The 16741-nt window shown below is 42.7% G+C and carries 14 protein-coding genes; 2 read left to right on the top strand and 12 right to left on the bottom strand.

Annotated features, from left to right (window positions below; all coding sequences use genetic code 11):
* Nucleotides 1–72 precede the first annotated feature (72 nt).
* Nucleotides 73–1860: a serine hydrolase gene (locus ACNORC_RS00395; RefSeq protein ID WP_418333595.1), complete on the top strand. Its 1788-nt coding sequence runs from the start codon at nucleotides 73–75 to the stop codon at nucleotides 1858–1860.
* Here ACNORC_RS00395 and ACNORC_RS00390 read toward each other — a convergent pair.
* The 12 genes from ACNORC_RS00390 to ACNORC_RS00335 form a co-directional block, all read right to left on the bottom strand.
* Entirely contained in the window at nucleotides 1843–3183 is a 1341-nt protein-coding gene (locus ACNORC_RS00390; RefSeq protein WP_418333594.1) for an MptA/MptB family glycosyltransferase, read from the bottom strand. The two genes, ACNORC_RS00395 and ACNORC_RS00390, sit on opposite strands and share 18 nt — an antisense overlap.
* Nucleotides 3180–4685: a cellulose synthase family protein gene (locus tag ACNORC_RS00385; RefSeq protein WP_418333593.1), complete on the bottom strand. Its 1506-nt coding sequence runs from the start codon at nucleotides 4683–4685 to the stop codon at nucleotides 3180–3182. The genes ACNORC_RS00390 and ACNORC_RS00385 overlap by 4 nt, the downstream gene beginning before the upstream one ends.
* Nucleotides 4685–5374, bottom strand: a complete 690-nt coding sequence (locus ACNORC_RS00380) for a glycosyltransferase family 2 protein (RefSeq protein WP_418333592.1) — start codon at nucleotides 5372–5374, stop codon at nucleotides 4685–4687. Before ACNORC_RS00380 ends, ACNORC_RS00385 begins: the two co-directional genes overlap by 1 nt.
* A gap of 190 nt (nucleotides 5375–5564) precedes the next feature.
* Nucleotides 5565–7145, bottom strand: a complete 1581-nt coding sequence (locus ACNORC_RS00375) for a 4Fe-4S binding protein (RefSeq protein ID WP_418333591.1) — start codon at nucleotides 7143–7145, stop codon at nucleotides 5565–5567.
* A gap of 14 nt (nucleotides 7146–7159) precedes the next feature.
* Nucleotides 7160–8452 (bottom strand): NAD(P)/FAD-dependent oxidoreductase, encoded by a 1293-nt coding sequence (locus ACNORC_RS00370; RefSeq protein ID WP_418333590.1) that lies wholly within the window; start codon nucleotides 8450–8452, stop codon nucleotides 7160–7162.
* Complete coding sequence (locus ACNORC_RS00365) at nucleotides 8445–9281, bottom strand: purine-nucleoside phosphorylase (RefSeq protein WP_418333589.1); 837 nt, start codon at nucleotides 9279–9281, stop codon at nucleotides 8445–8447. Before ACNORC_RS00365 ends, ACNORC_RS00370 begins: the two co-directional genes overlap by 8 nt.
* Nucleotides 9282–9295: 14 nt before the next feature.
* Nucleotides 9296–9856, bottom strand: a complete 561-nt coding sequence (msrB, locus tag ACNORC_RS00360) for a peptide-methionine (R)-S-oxide reductase MsrB (protein ID WP_418333588.1) — start codon at nucleotides 9854–9856, stop codon at nucleotides 9296–9298.
* Entirely contained in the window at nucleotides 9853–10479 is a 627-nt protein-coding gene (locus ACNORC_RS00355; RefSeq protein ID WP_418333587.1) for a TIGR04282 family arsenosugar biosynthesis glycosyltransferase, read from the bottom strand. The genes msrB and ACNORC_RS00355 overlap by 4 nt, the downstream gene beginning before the upstream one ends.
* Nucleotides 10480–10492: 13 nt before the next feature.
* Nucleotides 10493–11548 (bottom strand): arsenosugar biosynthesis radical SAM (seleno)protein ArsS, encoded by a 1056-nt coding sequence (gene arsS / locus ACNORC_RS00350; RefSeq protein WP_418333586.1) that lies wholly within the window; start codon nucleotides 11546–11548, stop codon nucleotides 10493–10495.
* 62 nt (nucleotides 11549–11610) lie between these two features.
* On the bottom strand, nucleotides 11611–11946 hold the full coding sequence (locus tag ACNORC_RS00345) for an arsenosugar biosynthesis-associated peroxidase-like protein (RefSeq protein WP_418333585.1): 336 nt from the start codon (nucleotides 11944–11946) through the stop codon (nucleotides 11611–11613).
* A 110-nt stretch (nucleotides 11947–12056) separates the two neighbouring features.
* The gene (locus ACNORC_RS00340) at nucleotides 12057–12818 is read right to left on the bottom strand and encodes a LytR/AlgR family response regulator transcription factor (RefSeq protein WP_418333584.1); all 762 of its coding nucleotides are present in this window, start codon (nucleotides 12816–12818) and stop codon (nucleotides 12057–12059) included.
* The gene (locus tag ACNORC_RS00335) at nucleotides 12799–13959 is read right to left on the bottom strand and encodes a sensor histidine kinase (protein ID WP_418333583.1); all 1161 of its coding nucleotides are present in this window, start codon (nucleotides 13957–13959) and stop codon (nucleotides 12799–12801) included. Before ACNORC_RS00335 ends, ACNORC_RS00340 begins: the two co-directional genes overlap by 20 nt.
* A 197-nt stretch (nucleotides 13960–14156) precedes the next feature.
* Here ACNORC_RS00335 and ACNORC_RS00330 point away from each other — a divergent pair, with 197 nt between their 5' ends.
* Entirely contained in the window at nucleotides 14157–16583 is a 2427-nt protein-coding gene (locus tag ACNORC_RS00330) for a TonB-dependent receptor (protein WP_418333582.1), read from the top strand.
* The last annotated feature ends 158 nt before the right edge of the window (nucleotides 16584–16741 follow it).

Below are 16741 nucleotides of genomic sequence, written 5' to 3'. Positions count from 1 at the left end.
ATGCAGGTGACATCTAAATATCGTCTAAATTGCAACCCCTTTGCCGTAGTTTTGGTCCAAACAAATAACGTAATGGAAAGTAAAAACCAACTTGCAGAAAATCTTATCTATCAAAGGAAACTAAAAGGGTTTACACAAAAAGATCTTTCAGAAAAGACCAATGTTACCGTACGCACCATACAGCGAATAGAAAAAGGGGAGACCGAACCTCACTTGCAAACTGTAAAATTGTTGGCTACTGCTCTTGAAGTGGAAGTAGACGACCTGATGGTTCTCGATAATCCTAGGGAAGAAGATATTCAGAAGAAATGGTTGCTGTTAATGCATGCTACTCCTTTCATTGGATTCGTGGTACCGCTGGCTAATATTTTTATTCCGCTGTTTTTATGGATCCACAAAAGGGAAGATAGCAAGGTTTACGATGAGCACGGACGAAAAGTGGTCAATTTTCATCTTACTATGGTCGTGGTATTTGTTACCATTATTCTATTGATGATGCTTATTGGAAGGGTTATAATTGGCGCGGGACCTTTAATTACTGTGATAGTGTTAATAATTCCATACGCTGTAATTGTAATGCTGATCAACATTTTTACTGCTCTCAACAGCCAAAAATGTTATTATCCCTTATCGATTCCTTTTCTTAAGAAAAAGGGCAAGAACCGGTTCTCCAAAAAAACCGCTTCTGTATTGCTGCTGCTTTTTTGTTTTTCGGGATCTGGATTTGCACAGGAAATTGAGAGGCTGGACGGGTCTATTATTTCCGCGGATTCCCTTACCCAAAAAGTTGAGAACCTCATGAAGGAAGCTAAGATTCCGGGGGCAGCAATCTCCATTTTTAATGGAAAACAACCGGTTTATTCGGAATCCCTTGGTCTCGCCAATAATAACGACGGCCAGGTGCTAGAGAAAACCACCAACATGTATGGAGCATCTTTAAGTAAGGCTGTTTTTAGTGTAGTAGTTATGAAATTGGTGGAGGAAGAGGTAATAGATCTTGACACTCCTTTAGAGTCATATCTTCCAAAAAGAATATTCGAGTATAAACCTCAAGCTGACTGGCATGATGATTATTCTGATTTAAAAAATGATTCTCTCTATCAAAAGATTACTGCAAGGATGTGCCTTGCTCATACCAGCGGTTTTCCAAACTGGAGATTTTTTGAACCTGATAAAAAACTCAGAGTGAAGCAGGAGCCGGGAAGCCGGTATATGTATTCAGGTGAAGGAATGGTTTATTTACAGGTAGTGTTGGAGAAGATCACGGGAAAAGGTTTTGAGGAGCTAGCTCAGGAGATCGTTTTCAAACCTCTGAAGATGCAAAACTCAAGCTTCGAGTGGCAGGAGGAATTTGAAAAGGATTATGCACGGGGCCACAATAAAATTGGACAGGCTTACCAAAAGGATAAGGATAACGAACCCCGGGCTCCCAGTACTTTAGAAACCACCTTTGAAGATTACAACAAATTTCTAATTGCAGTTTTAAATCAGAAGATCCTTACAAGAGAATCTTGGGAAGAAATTTTTAATCCGCAAATAAGGATTAGGTCGCTGAGGCAGTTTGGGCCACTTTCACTAGAAGATGGTAAGCTAAATGATGAGATCGAACTTTCTTATGGCCTGGGTTGGGGTTTATTTAAAACACCCTATGGCTGGGCGGCCTCTAAAGGTGGAAATGGTAGTGGTTTTCAACATTACTCGGTCATATTCCCCAAAGTCGGAAAAGGAATTTTGATTATGACCAACAGTGAGAACGGTGAAAGCATCTTTAAGGAATTACTGGAGATGGCGATCAGGGATACTTATACGCCGTGGGAATGGAAAAATTATATTCCCTATGATTCAGAGAACATTAACTGAGATTTTATTACGCGCTCTAACTAATTCCCAGCCTATTACCGGGATAACGATCAAATATTCCAATGCAACTAACCAGAGGTTTTCCTGAAACTCAATATGTGAGTAGGCAAAGTAGCTTAAAATTACAGTAAAGCTCCAGAGCAACATAAACCTGTAGCGGGTAAAGATAGAAAGCAGAAGGGGAGTTGCGAGGTACCAGGGGTGAACCGTTGTTGCCATCAGGAAATAAACGGTGATCGCCAGCAGCATGGAGACAAGCAGTTCCTTTAATGCAATATTTCTTCGGAAGAAGGCCAGGGCAAGAACCGCAGTAAAAGTCAGGAAGGCCAGTAAAGGTCCGGCAAGGGCAATGATATTGTATCCCTCCATTTGGTATCCTATCCATCTAACCAGGTAATAAAAACTAGCGTTGAACTCAAACTTCTTAAACCAGAGTGCGGTAGTTGCTAAATAATTTTCGGCAAAAGCTTCGGAAAAGAAAGGAAGGAAAAATAGCAGGTTTACTCCGCCGACAATCAAATAATAAAAAAGGGCTTTTTTTAGTCCTAATCTTCTGAAGAATAACGGAAGGAAAAGTAGTGGAATCAGCTTAAGAGATACTGAACAGGCTAAAAGAATTGCACTCAAAAACCACTTTTTTTGATGGAGGAGGTAAAGGGAACCAAGCAGGAAAAATAGCATCACTCCTTCAAAATGAAGGTTTCCGGTAAGTTCAATAATAACGAATGGGTTGAGTAAATACCAGAAAATGCGGTTTTCGGGAAGATCTAATTTCCGGAGTAGTTTTCGTCCCAGGTAAAAAATTCCGATATCGGCGCCAATTATTAGCGTCCGCATTGCGATCACTGTTCCCAGGATACTCTTTCCGCCAAAAAATGCTGAAAGTGCAAAAAGCAGTTGGTTGAGGGGCGGATAATTCGTGTGATTACCTGCGCTCAGACTACCCATACCTTCGATGAGTTGTTGTACCTGTGGAAACGGTAAAATAGCACTTGTCAACCATTCCTGTGGCGTGGAGAGATACGGATTAATTCCTTCCAATAGTAACCTGCCGTCCCAGATGAACCGGAAGTAATCCTGAGAAAGATTGGGAAGCGAAAAAAGAAAGATCAACCGAAATATTATGGCTACGCCGAATAGGCTACGGATATTGAACTTCTCCATTTGAAAAAGTTTCCAGCTTGCAAAGAACAGGGCAGCGTAGAGACTGCAGAGTTTGACAAAATCACTTCTCTCAAGATCATAAGCGAAAGCCCAGTAAAAGACACAGCCGGAAAAAAACAGGAGTAGAGGGATCTTGTAGAGGTTTAGAAACTGTTTCATTTTACTCCAGACCTAACAGGTTTTGAAAAACTGTTAGGTTTCCAAAACCGAATGTTTAAAGAAGTAAAGACCACATAAGCAAATCCGAAGAAAAGCATGAGGTGGAACAGGAGCAGACTGTAATTTTCCCGCTTGAACGCATAAAACACGGCCAGGCCAAATACAGTCATTAACAGCATTTCGAATAATAGTTGTATTGAAAATTCCTGCTTTTCGGAGGATCTATAGGATTGGCCTTTTGTAAGATTGAATTTAGGGGTGCGAACAAAGGCGCTTCTTTTTCCGAAATGCCCTTCCAAAACAGCAATCGAATTGTGGAGGGATAGCCCCATGGCGATCGCGAAAAAGGTAAAAAAGGTGATCAGGAATTTTAAAAATGAAACCATAGAGCGGCCATGAGTCTTGGCAAAAGTTGTCCAGTAGGAAAAAAAGAAAATGAGGGTGCTAATACTAAAAAAGCTAAGAATTCCAACTAATATCTCTCTGTGATTGCCGGGTTCAATAGCCAGAAGTGGTAGACTTAATAATGCCAGCAACAGCACCAGGAAGAACATGCTGCTATTTAAGAGATGAAAGAAGCCATGTAATTTAGTCCTGAAGGAGATGCCCGGAGAAAACAGCATTTTTGAATAATTCTTTTGAAAGTTTTCTGCGGCCCCTTTGTTCCAGCGGAACTGTTGGGAGCGGGCGGCTTTTAGAGTGATGGGAAGTTCGGCAGGAGTTTCCACCTTTTCAAGGTATTTGAATTTCCATCCCTTCAGCTGTGCCCTGTAACTCAGGTCAAGGTCTTCGGTAAGCGTATCGCCATGCCAGTTCCCGGCATCCAGAATGCAGCTTTTTCTCCATATTCCGGCGGTTCCATTAAAGTTGATAAAGTGGTTCCCGGCATTACGGCCATTCTGCTCCAAAATAAAATGGAAGTCCAGCAAGAAAGCCTGCAACTTTGTGAGGAGGGAAAAATTGCGATTCAGGTGTCCCCAGCGGGTTTGCACGACGCCAATCTTCTCATCTTTGAAGTATGGTAAAGTTTTATATAGCCAGTCTTTCTTCGGAAGAAAATCGGAGTCAAAAATGGCAATAAATTCCCCTGTTGCAGTTTTCAATCCCTCTTTTAAAGCCCCGGCTTTAAAGCCTTTTCTGTTGGTGCGTTGCAGATGCTGAATATCAATTCCCCTGCTTTGAATTTCAGCAATTAATTTTTTTGTGAGCTCTGTGGAGTCATCTGTAGAGTCGTCCAACACCTGGATTTCCAGTTTTTCTTTGGGGTAGTCAATTTCGGCAATGTTCTTTAGCAGGCGTTCCACTACCGGTTTTTCGTTATAAACAGGCAATTGAATGGTAACATGCGGCATATCGGAAGCTTCTGAAAAATGCCATTTTTGGGAGGTGTCCGGTTTGTTTCTTTGTTTCAGATAATTGATCAGCAGATTTAGCTGTGCCAGACTATAGAGAAAGATCACCAATAGCAGGGAAAAGAATAGTATGAGCAACAGAGTTTGCATTACTTGAAGCTGTATTTAAAGATCCATCCCAAAATTTTTACCCCGGCCATGAAAGCACCTTTTACGGTACCCGACACTTTAGAAACGCCTATCCGGTTTCTGTAATGCACCGGAATTTCTTCATACGTATAATTCCTCTTAAGTGCCTTCAACTGCATCTCTACTGTCCAGCCATAGGTTTTGTCTTCCATCTCCAGGGCCAGTAATTTATCATATTTGATCGCTCTAAAGGGGCCAAGATCAGTGAACCTGGCGTTAAAGAACAATTTCATAAGGCTGGTCGCCAGCCAATTTCCGAAGATCTGTGGGCCGGTCATGGCTCCTTTTTCCCGCCAACGTTTTACGCGTGCGCCAATTACCAGGTCAACATCACGCTCTAAAATGGGATCTACGATCTTCACAAGTTCTTCGGGAAAATCACTGTAGTCTCCATCTAAAAATACGATTATTTCAGGTTTTTCTTTCAGGGATGCTATATAATCCATCCCTTTCAGGCAGGCATAGCCATAACCTTTTCGGCTTTCAGTAAGTACTGTGGCCCCTGCCGAACTTGCATTCTCTTCGGTAGCATCAGTTGAATTGTTGCTCACCACGATCACCTCGCTCACCATTTCAGGAATATCCTTAATGACGGCACCTATAGAATCGGCTTCATTATGGGCGGGAATAATAGCTTTTATTAGCGGCATATTGCAAAGAAAATCAATCTGCAATGATTTCGGGTCTAAAATTCAGGATTCAAAATTTCTAAAGCCACGGATGCACTAATGATTTATAAATTATAATGCTGGTTACCTGTCTTCGGAAGGCGGTTCTTTAAATTGGAATTTAGTCCTCCTTCTCTAAAGCTTCGGTGGATAAATGCTTGGGTATTGGTGTTTATGATTTTTTGGCAGCTTTCTTCTGCTGCTGAATTAGATCAAGAAGATCGACATCGTTCCCCAGGAGCACGTCATCTCCATTGATCCTTCCGTCAAGCGGACCATTTTCCAGTTTTAGAACCCCGCGTGGACAAACAGCAGAACAAATTCCGCAGCCAACGCAACTCGACCGGACAATATTTTCCCCTTTTTGGGCATAGGCCCGCACATCTATTCCCATTTCACAATACGTGGAGCAATTTCCGCAGGAGATACATTGGCCGCCGTTGGTCGTTATTCGGAATCGTGAAAAGAGCCTTTGCTGCATCCCCAGGATCGCAGCCATGGGGCAGCCAAACCTGCACCACACACGGTTTCCAAAAATGGGATAAAATCCAACACCTATTACTCCTGAAAAAGCGGCACCGATCAAAAAGCCGTACCATTCCCGTAGTAAATATCCGTAGGAGATGCCACTGGTATAATACAATGCAATGATGCTGAGGATTACAATAAAAAATCCAATTGCGCCATATTTGGCATCCTTTGCGAGTTGATCCCTTTTAAAGATCATGATGAGGGAGAACAGGATTGTGAGAAAAATACCCGTTCCCAATAAAAAAGAATTTTTGCTGAGCCAGAATTCCCCCGGGTTCTCATTTAGAAAGCTGTAGACCACCGCAATTGTCATAACTACTACAAACACGAGAACAAAATGTATCAACCAGCGCTCCAGCATCCATGAGCTTCTACTTTTATCTGAAAGGTGGCGGTAAGGATCACCCGCTGTTTCTGCGAGTCCGCCACAGCCGCAAACCCATGAGCAATACCATCTTTTTCCGTAGAAGTAGGTGAGGATAGGGGTAATGACAAAAATAGAGGCGAGGCCAAAACCAAGCATGATCAGTCCCACATTCCCCGCAGAAAAGAATTCATTGAGTTTATAACCCGCAAAGAGATCATAATTAAGTGGCCATATCACGTTTGGGTTATAATAGGGCTGGTTGAGTCGCATGAGGATCTCAGGGATCAAAAAAGCAAATCCGAGTTGGAAGAACATCACCGAAAAGGTGCGTAGAACCTCGTATCTATTGTGACGGTATTTTAAAATGAACTTATAGCCAAAGGCGAGGATGGCGAGGGTGTACAAAACGCCGTAAACAAACCACTGGCTGGCGGGATGCCCGCTGATCATGCGGCTAAGAGGATCGAAAAAAGCAATAATCCCGGTGTTGGCCTCCCCTGAAGCTGTCAGGCCCAGGTATTCAGGAAACCAATAAAGCACCACGTAAAAAAGGGTGAGCAGGATACCCGCGCCCCAGGCGAGACTACCACGGGAGGAAATATTCTTAAACCATACCCCATCGTTCTTAATTCCGGCAGGCTTCCCTAAATATTGATCATTTGCAAAAAGAATAACCCCTGCGGCTATCAGTGCCAGGGAGATCCATAGAAAGATCAGGGGGAGCTGAGTATTTAATATAGAAAGGAGGAGAATAAATAAACCTGTCCAGCCAATACCTGTCGCAACTTTTTGGGTTGTGCTGAGGTTCTTTGGAGGTTCACCCGCCAGGGCCATTCTTTTTTGAGCTGTGGACATAGTTTATTTGAAAATCAGGTATGAACTAAATTCTTTTTAAAGCTGTTGAATATTTCTTGCTGATGCTGGTCGTAGAACTCGGGATCGAAATTAGCCTCTCTCAGGTTTTGCAGCACATGTTCTATGGATCTTTCTTCGGAAAGCCAGCGGTCAAAAACCTCGTGCCTCATCCTGATTCCGAAGGTATTGATCCCCAGAAAACGGCTGGTTTCCCGATCAAAAGCTATTGTAACTGCCTTTTTTTTATCCCGGTGTTCCCAATGAAAATGCTGCTCATTCCCTTCAGGATCTGCTGCGACCTTGCCGTAGGTCTGGTACTCGATCTCGAAGAATTTTGCGCTGTTGAACCAGTGGCCGGGATTGTATTTCGTAGGATTTCCACAGATGGTCTGTGCCACCGTTTCCCCCATCATGCGGGCGGTGTACCAGACTGCTTCAATAGGTCTTCTCCCTGCCGGGGGTTCTTGCAGTTGAGCACAATCGCCAATGGCATAGATATCCGGATAGTTGGTTTGAAGAAATTCATCGGCAAGAATGCCAGATTCTGTAGCTATTTCAGAATTCCTTAAAAAACCGATTTGTGGTTTTACTCCCACGGTGAGGCCAACAAGGTCGCAGGGAATTTCCTCGCCATTCTTTAGCTGTACCGCCTTCACCCGCTCCTGTCCAATGAACTTTTCCATTTCGCAATTGAAACTCAATTCAATCCCGTGGCTTTCAATGTGCCGGGAAATAAATTCGGAATCTTCTTTCGGTAACACATTTCGCCAGAAGGAATTTTCCCGAATGAGCATTCTCACTGGAATGTTTCGGGTGTGGAGCATTTCTGCCAGTTCCACCCCAATTAGTCCGCCGCCAACGATGACGGCTTTTTGACAATTATTCCGGGTATTCTCCTCCAACAGCTCCAGGTCCTGTTTAGAAACCAGTCCCTGTATCCCGCGAAGATCCTGACCTTCCCAACCGAGCTTCCGTGGAACTGAGCCCGTTGCTAGGATCAGTTTATCGAAAGCCATAGTTTCATCACCACTCAAAAAGAGCATTTTTGAGTCAGCATCGATCCGCTCTACATAGGCTTGTTTTAATTCGATTCGGTTCTTTTCCCAAAACCAGTCCTCATAAGGTTCCAGATGTTCCCATTTCATATGGCCCATGTAGACATACATGAGCGCGGTGCGGGAAAAGAAGTATTTACTTTCCGCAGAGATCACAGTGATCCTTTTGTTGGAAATTCGCCTGATGTGGCGTGCAGCCGTAATGCCGGCAATGCCGTTCCCAACTATGACCACATGTTCTGCATTAGGCATCGGCAGGTGTTTTTAATTTGATTCTTTTGATAAGCTCCCTGAAAAGTACGATCATGTCAGGTTCTGCTTCCGAAGCGGTTTTTATAATATCATCAATATCTACGGGTTTCAGGTCATCGGGGTTACCTTCATCTGTAAGGACCGAAACTGCAGCAATAGGAATATTTAGGTGATTGGCCACGATCACTTCGGGCACCGTACTCATGCCCACCGCATCGGCCCCAATGATCTTTAAGTAGCGGTATTCTGCCCGGGTTTCCAGTTGTGGGCCAACAACTGAAGCGTAGACACCTTTTCTAAGTGTAATATTATTTTCCTTAGCGATCTCTTCCAAAAGACGAATACTCTCCTGGTCATAAGGTGCGCTCATATCGGTAAAGCGGGTGCCAAGGTGTTCCACGCCTCTAAAGGCTAAAGGTGAGCCGCCCTGCAGGTTGATATGATCATCAATGACCATGATCTCCCCTTTATTAAATTCCGGATTTATTGCTCCGGCTGCATTAGAGATAAGAAGCTTTTTGATGCCAAGTCTTTTCATAACCCGCACCGGATAAGTCACATCCCAAAACGAATAGCCTTCATAGATATGAAAACGGCCTTGCATTACCACTACCTTTTTCCCGTCCAGTTTTCCGAAGATCAGCTTACCCCGGTGGAATTCGACAGTCGCAGTGGGAAAGCTGGGGATATGGTTATAACTAACTTCAGAAATTACTTCAAGTTTATCTACCAGTTTACCCAAACCTGTACCCAAAATAATTCCTATTTCCGGCTTGTCGAAGCCTCTTTCTTGTAGGTACTCAGTTGTTTCTTCTAATGCTTTTATCATATTTAGCAGTGCTTTTATAAATCTTTTGGTTTAAAATCAAGGGCAAGGGAATTGAGACAATGCCGTTCGCCAGTTGGCACTCCTTCATAAGGGAAGATGTGGCCTAAATGAGATCCACATTGCGCGCAGACCACTTCAGTTCGTTCCATATCAAAACGGGTATCGAGCTTTCTTTTCACCAGTTTTGGGTCTATAGGGGCATAAAAACTTGGCCAGCCAGTTCCGGAATGGAATTTTGTATTCGAACTGTATAACGGGAGTCCGCAGGCCCCGCAATAGTAAATACCTTCTTCCTCATTGTCATAATACGCATTCTGAAATGCCCGTTCTGTTCCTGCTTCCCGTAGAATATGATAGGCTTCGGGAGACAGGATCTCCCTCCATTCTTCTTCCGTCTTATTGACCGTGCCCACATCAATGGTGTCGGCGTTGATAGGATCTTGAGCCTGTGTTTGCACCTCCACCCCTTCAACCTGGGTCATTATATTCTCCTGTTCTTTTTCTTTTTCCTGTCCGCCACATGCAATAAGCACAACGGCTGCAATAGGAACTAAAAACAATTTCAGCTTTTTCATGATCTTTCTTTTAAATTATCCACCAGCTCCAACAGCACTTGATGCTGCCTCATATCTTCAAATGTATCAATATCATTCCGCACCTCCAACAGCGCCACATTTTCCTCTTTTAGATCGTTCAATGTCTGTTCAAAAACTGCCGGAGTGCTCCAGTCCTTATTACGGAAGACCTTCGAATTCATTTTGGTCATCCCCAATAAATAATACCCGCCATCCTGTGCCGGCCCAAGCACATAATTCTTTTCCTGAAGAGCCAAAAATGCCTTTTTTAGATCCTTTTCCTGCAGGTCAAAAAGATCACTGCCAATGATCACCACTTTCGAATAACCTTCGGAAAAAGCTCTTTTGAAGGCGTTCTCCATTCGTTCTCCCAAATCTTTTCCCAGCTGTATCATTTTTTGATATTCTTTTTCTTCCCACAGATCATTAGTCGGAATTTCTTCGGAATAATACACCGTTTTATCGCAATCAAGATCTTTTGTGATTTCCTGAGTGTGCTTTAACAGGTAACGATAGACTTCGAGAGCAGCTGTATTTCCCACCTTTTTGGCCAGTCTTTTTTTCACCCGGCCAATCTCGAGATTACGGGTAAAAATGAGCAGCAGTTCTTTTTTTTGAGGCATCAAAAATTATTTTTTAAGTGACACTTCCCTGGCAGCTGCTGCCGGCCCCGGCCGTGCATCCATAGCAATGTTGCGAGATGCGGATCTCCCGATCCTGAAGTTTTTCTTTCTGAAAATCTTTTATGTGATCTACTTCTGAAGCTACTCTCATACCAAGCATTTGGTTAAAATCGCAATCGTATAACCTGCCATCCCACCCTACGGAAAGGGTATTGGTGCACATCACATTTTTGACTGCCGAAGGATTGAAGGCTTCCACCAGGGCATACATATAATCTTCATAATTTTCGGAAGCAATGAGGTATTCAAGAAACCTGCTGATTGGAAGATTGGTGATACAGAACAGGGAATTGAAGTCGATATCGAAATCCTGTTTTAAGGCTTTTTTGAAATCCTTTTCCAAGGCTTCCTGACTCGCCGGAAGGAAAGCCCCTGCCGGATTGTAAACCAGGTCCAGTCGAAGGCCTCTGCCTTCTCTTCCGTAACCTTCATTATTCAGCATTTTGAGAGCTTCGATCGAGCGGTCAAAAACTCCGTTCCCTCGCTGCCGGTCTGTCTTCTCTTTCTTGTAAAAGGGAAGCGAGGAGACGACATGCACATTATGCTTTTTGAAAAATTGGGGAAGGTCGTGGTACTTTTTATTCGCAGTAATGATGGTCAAATTGGATCTAACGATAATATCGTCTACACCAAGTTTAGCGGCTTCTTCCACAAACCACCTGAAATTCGGGTTCATTTCGGGAGCTCCCCCGGTGAGATCTAAAGTCGCTACTCCTGCTTTCTTGATAACTTCGAGGCAGTGGATCATGGTCTCCCTGCTCATTATCTCTTTGCGGTCTGGCCCCGCGTCCACATGGCAGTGGGAGCAGGTCTGGTTACACATATAGCCAAGATTCAGTTGCAGGATCTCTAATTCTTTCGGACGCAACTGGGGTACTCCTGCAGCGGCGATCTTTTCATGGAAAAGAGGAAGTTCTCCGTTTCCAAAGATCCCATTGCTGAGCCATTTCAGCTGATTCTTTGGATCGGCAAGTTCATTTTTCCTTGCAGAAAGGGATTTTACAGGCATAATTTTCTTCTCTTACATTCCTTCCGCATTAATGGGAAGTTTGATTGATCCTCAGTCTGATTTTAAAAACTCAGCTTCTTGTGCTTGTTCATCATTTGTACGCCGTGCACCAAAGTAGCTCCTCCTTTTATGGCAGCACCTACATGTACAGCTTCCATCATCTCTTCTTTTTCAATTCCGCGCTCGAGGCCATCTTTCGTGTAGGCGTCTATACAGTACGGGCATTGAACAACATGAGAGACCGCAAGGGCGATCAGAGATTTTTCACGGGCAGACAGCGCGCCTTCTTCAAAGACCTGTGAATAATAGTCAAAGAATTTTTTGCCAAGTTCTTCGCTCCACTCGGTGATATTGCCAAATTTCCTCAGGTCGGCAGGGTCGTAATAAGTTTTGGACATAGATTTTTTTTGAACCTCTAATATAAGGCTTTCAGGCGGATTCAGAGTTTACAGAAAATGATAAAGAGTTGGGGAGGGAACAGAGTTCAAGTGAATTTCCACATTGAGTTTTAAAGATCGAGCCATTCTTTAAATGATGAAGCTTTGCTGCTGCTAATGATCTGGTCGTCCTGCAGGCCGGGCTCTACAGAGAGGTGCAGCCTTCCCTTAAAATATGGATTCACCTCCTTAACTGCATTGATATTGACAATGATCTGGCGATTTGCCCTGAAAAAGGTTTTAACCTCGAGCTGTTCCTCTAACTGGTCAAGGGTGTAATTGATGACATATCGCTTTCCTGCGAAAGTCACCAGGAGCACCACGCCTTCTTCGGCAACGAAATATGCCACTTCTTCACTTGGAATGGTGTTGATCACCTGCCCCGATTTCACCATAAAACGGGTCTTTTTTCCGCCTTTTGGAGATACATTACTTATTAGGTCCTGAATGTTCTTTAGCTCTTGCGACAGGTTATTCTGCCTGAGATCTTCGTATTTCTCAATTGCCTGTTGCAGCTCCTCCTTTTTGATGGGCTTTAGCAGGTAATCTACACTGTTTACCTTAAAAGCCTCAATGGCATATTCATTATAAGCCGTGGTAAATATCACCGGACTTTTTACTTCCACCTGTTTAAAGATCTCAAAGCTGCTGCCGTCAGAAAGGTGGATGTCGCAAAAAATAAGCTCCGGAGCTTCATTTTCTAAAAACCATTCCACCGCTTCTTCGATAGATTCAAGTTTGGCCAATATGTTGGCCTGCGGTCTTAGCTCCAGAATTGTTTTTTCCAACGCATCAGCTGCGAAGGCTTCATCTTCAATAATGAGGGTTTTCATGAATTTCAACTTTTAGAAGGGGCAGTTCGGCAATAAAATGATCTTCGGTCTTTTTGAATTCCGGTTTTCGATCAGAAAGGAAGGAGTAACGGCTTGTGATATTAGTGAGACCGGTGTTCGTAGATGACACTTCCTCCATTCTCGGCTGTAGGTTATTCTTCACTTCCAAAATATTTCCGTGGGAAGCAATCGCTATAGTTAACGGCTTTTTTCGGGTTGAACCGTTGTGTTTGATTGCGTTTTCAAGAAGTACCTGGAGGGAACCGGGCGGTAGGTGCAACTCCATGGCCTCCGGGGCTATTTCAAGTTCAAATTGTACCGACTCCCCAAACCGGGTTTTTAGCAGATATATATAGGCCTCGGCCACCTCAAGCTCTTTTCGAAGGGGTATAAGTTGTTGGGAAGTGTTGTCTAGAAAGGAGCGGTACAACTCAGACAGCTTACGGGTAAATTTAGTGGCACGGTCCGCGTCCTGGGGGATCAAGGAAACCAGCACATTCAAACTATTAAAAAGGAAGTGCGGATTTACCTGGTTCTTCAGGTTCTCCAGTTGTGCCTGAAAATTCTCTTTTTGCAACTGTGCAGATCGTAATATTTCTGCCTGTAATCTTTTTTTACTCCTTTCCCTCTCCACAAAATAATATAGGAACAAGGAAATGATGGTCGTGATAACAAAGGAGGTCCTCACCCTGGAAGGGATAAAAGCTTCGGGAGGGAAGATCATTTTTAATGGCAGGTAATTTAAAAGCAGATCCAGGATCAAGGTTGCCAATATCACAACAGCTATTTCAATGATAGGTCTAAGTAAGGAGTGCATTCTTTTCATACGATCCCCGTGAATTAAAATCGAGATCCATCGATGCGTCCATATCAGGAAAAGAAGAAAAATGAATACGAGACCCAGCTCGATAAGGGAATATGCCCCGGGGAGTTTCAATTCTCCCTGATGCATATAAACAATAATAAAGAAAAAAGTAGTCGACGCAAAGGCCGCAATTCCGACATCCTTTAAGAAACGCTTACCGGTCAACCGGAACTTTTCTGTGGTGCGGATACTATTATGGTCAATATATTCTTTGATCAGCTTGATATTTTCTCTCAGGTAAAAATAGAGAATTTTATTTGTTTGCCTGCTTCTCATAACATCTCCGTCATTTGTGATTATCTACTTCCGAAGATCTATAAAAAGAGAAAAATTCATTTCTACTTCATTTGATTAATATCCCGTTTCATCCCTTTTATATCCCGTTTCAGTCTTTTGAAGGTTTTCTGGAGTGCAGATCCACAGCATATTTGTTTTGAAATCAATCGAAAACATTAACCAAAAAACAAAAAGAGATGAAGTTGTATCAAAAATTTTTAATTGGATTAGCATCCTTTATAAGCCCTTTTTTATGGGCTCAGGAAGGCAGCCTTAACGGGAGTCTTCAGGATCAGAAAGAAGAGACCATTCCTTTTGCTACAGTAGCGGTAATGAAATTACCTGACTCTACGGTAGTAACAGGAACTACTACCGAATTGGATGGAAGCTTTATAATGGAAACCCCCGAAAAAGGAGAATTTTTATTGAGATTCAGTGCGATCGGTTTTGAATCTACTTTTACTGAGCCTTTTAAAGTCGGCGGAAAAAATTTCGGAAAAAACTTTGGTGTGATCACCATGAATGAAGCTGTTACCATGCTTAATGAAGTGATGGTGCAGGCCTGGAAGCCCCGAATTGAACTGGAAGCCGGAAAGATGGTGGTGAAAGTGGAAGGCACAGCCATGGCTGCAGGAAGTTCGGCCTTTGAGATCATTTCCAAATCACCGGGTATTTCGGTGGATCAAAATGGAAATCTGTTGCTGAACGGGAAAAGTGGATCCAAAATCATGATCAATGGCAGGCTTACTTATTTGAGTGCCGATCAATTGAAAATCATGTTGGAAACCATGCCGGCAGAAAATATCCAGAACATTGAGTTGATCCATAATCCTTCTGCCAAATATGATGCGGAAGGTTCTGCGGGGATCATCAATATTGTGCTTCGGGAAGAAGTAGCACAGGGACTAAATGGAAGTGTATATGGCGGAATGGAATTTAACAGGGAAAACTGGTATAATCTGGGAACGAATTTAAATTATAGTGTTGGCAAGTGGAATACTTATTTCAGCGCTGACCTTTCGAAAAGAGGGTTTACGAGGACCAATGAAATTACGCGTACCTATACTTATGATTTCGACTATGATTATTTAAATCAGACCGGAGACCAGTTAGAGAAAAAATGGGTTCCTTCTTTTCAAACGGGTGCAGATTATAAATTAAATGAAAATCACAGGATCGGTTTTTCAGCGAATTATTCTTACTATAATGAAGATGGAAAATGGGATACTGAAACTGCACTGGGAGTTTTTGGAACTGGTGACCTTCAGACCATTTCAGCGAAAAACAGTTCCGATGAGGATTACAGTAATGCACGTTTGAACTTTCATTATGAAGGTAAGCTGGATACTGTTGGCACCAGAATAACTGCGAACCTGGATTATGTACAGCTTTCAAAGAACCTTGACTCCCGTTTTATGAACAACTACTATTTTGTTTCGGAAGATAGGTCAGATCAGGAAAATCTTTTCAACAGAAGTATTTCAGATTATGAGATCTTCGCCGCTCAGGCTGATCTTGAGCTTCCGATAAATAAAAAGTCAGGACTTAGTTTTGGGATCAAGGGGAGCAAAGTGATTTCTGACAGTGATTTGAAGTTCTATTTAGGTCAGGATACATCCGGGCCTTTGGATAATACCCGTAGCAACAGTTTTACTTATGAAGAAGAGATATATGCTGCATACGCTAGTTATTCCAATAAATTAAGTGATCGCTGGGATCTTCAGTTGGGTTTAAGAGCTGAAAAGACATTAGGAAAAGGAATCTCACCTACAATGGGGCAGGTAAAAGAAGTCGATTATCTCGATCTATTTCCAAATGTGCAGTTAAGCCAAAAGGTGAGCGAGAATTACAAGATCCAATATGCTTACAGTAAAAGGATCAACAGACCTAGTTACAGCCGACTAAACCCCTTCCTGTTTTACCTTGACCCTTATACCTACATAGTTGGTAACCCTGACCTGGAACCTGAGATCACCTCATCTTTTGGTCTTACTCAAAGCCTCTTCGGAAAATATATGCTTATGTTGAATTACAGTAAAACCGATGGGGCGACGGCTGAATATCCCAGAACAGATATGGAAACAGGGCAGGCCATTTTGACTACTGCCAATACAGATCATATGGAATCTTTTTCTGCAACTCTGTTGGTGCCTGTGAAGTTAGCTTCTTTCTGGAATGTTGAAAACACTGTAATCTTTAATCAAACCAATTTTGATATTCCTTATGAAGAAGGTACCATTGAAAATGATAATTTATTCTACTCTTTTCAATCCAATCATAGGATTAACCTTCCATGGGATATGAAGCTGGAACTGAACGGAAACTATATGGGTCCTGTTGCCTACGGGGTGGCGACCATTGGAGACAGATGGAACATTGATGCAGGACTTAAAAAGACCTTTTTGGATGACCGTCTTGATCTTACATTAAAAGCTACTGATATTTTCCGGAGTGCACAGATCGACGTGAAATCTGAATATCCCGGTAGTACATTTAAGCTCAATCAATATTTTTACGATCGTGGCTTTAGCATTAATCTTAGATATCGTTTCAAAAATTCTAAAAATGAAAGGCAATCCCGTCAAAACAGTCTGGAAGAATTAAGCAGGGCGGGTGGACAATAGATTGGTTTCTTTCAGCGCAACTTCATCTGAGATCCCGAACCTAAGGTTCGGGATCTTTTTATTTCCACTGAATGGGAGTTTTTAATTCATTATGAAAATCTCCCGATTCACTTCGCAAATTTCCCGGTTCACCGGAAAATGGTTTCTATCCTCTGGAA

This window comes from Salinimicrobium soli, assembly GCF_048323655.1.
In the GTDB taxonomy this organism is placed as follows: domain Bacteria; phylum Bacteroidota; class Bacteroidia; order Flavobacteriales; family Flavobacteriaceae; genus Salinimicrobium; species Salinimicrobium soli.
This window is presented reverse-complemented; position numbering and strand designations above follow the sequence as displayed.

What these genes read in the sequence shown, in the direction of transcription:
- ACNORC_RS00355 (WP_418333587.1), bottom strand. Translation starts at nt 10,479, where the DNA reads ATGCCTCAAAAAAAAGAACTGCTGCTCATTTTTACCCGTAATCTCGAG.
- ACNORC_RS00385 (WP_418333593.1), bottom strand. Translation starts at nt 4,685, where the DNA reads ATGCAAACTCTGTTGCTCATACTATTCTTTTCCCTGCTATTGGTGATC.
- ACNORC_RS00370 (WP_418333590.1), bottom strand. Translation starts at nt 8,452, where the DNA reads ATGCCTAATGCAGAACATGTGGTCATAGTTGGGAACGGCATTGCCGGC.
- ACNORC_RS00345 (WP_418333585.1), bottom strand. Translation starts at nt 11,946, where the DNA reads ATGTCCAAAACTTATTACGACCCTGCCGACCTGAGGAAATTTGGCAAT.
- ACNORC_RS00395 (WP_418333595.1), top strand. Translation starts at nt 73, where the DNA reads ATGGAAAGTAAAAACCAACTTGCAGAAAATCTTATCTATCAAAGGAAA.
- ACNORC_RS00330 (WP_418333582.1), top strand. Translation starts at nt 14,157, where the DNA reads ATGAAGTTGTATCAAAAATTTTTAATTGGATTAGCATCCTTTATAAGC.
- ACNORC_RS00335 (WP_418333583.1), bottom strand. Translation starts at nt 13,959, where the DNA reads ATGAGAAGCAGGCAAACAAATAAAATTCTCTATTTTTACCTGAGAGAA.
- ACNORC_RS00380 (WP_418333592.1), bottom strand. Translation starts at nt 5,374, where the DNA reads ATGCCGCTAATAAAAGCTATTATTCCCGCCCATAATGAAGCCGATTCT.
- arsS (WP_418333586.1), bottom strand. Translation starts at nt 11,548, where the DNA reads ATGCCTGTAAAATCCCTTTCTGCAAGGAAAAATGAACTTGCCGATCCA.
- ACNORC_RS00340 (WP_418333584.1), bottom strand. Translation starts at nt 12,818, where the DNA reads ATGAAAACCCTCATTATTGAAGATGAAGCCTTCGCAGCTGATGCGTTG.
- ACNORC_RS00365 (WP_418333589.1), bottom strand. Translation starts at nt 9,281, where the DNA reads ATGATAAAAGCATTAGAAGAAACAACTGAGTACCTACAAGAAAGAGGC.
- msrB (WP_418333588.1), bottom strand. Translation starts at nt 9,856, where the DNA reads ATGAAAAAGCTGAAATTGTTTTTAGTTCCTATTGCAGCCGTTGTGCTT.
- ACNORC_RS00390 (WP_418333594.1), bottom strand. Translation starts at nt 3,183, where the DNA reads ATGAAACAGTTTCTAAACCTCTACAAGATCCCTCTACTCCTGTTTTTT.
- ACNORC_RS00375 (WP_418333591.1), bottom strand. Translation starts at nt 7,145, where the DNA reads ATGTCCACAGCTCAAAAAAGAATGGCCCTGGCGGGTGAACCTCCAAAG.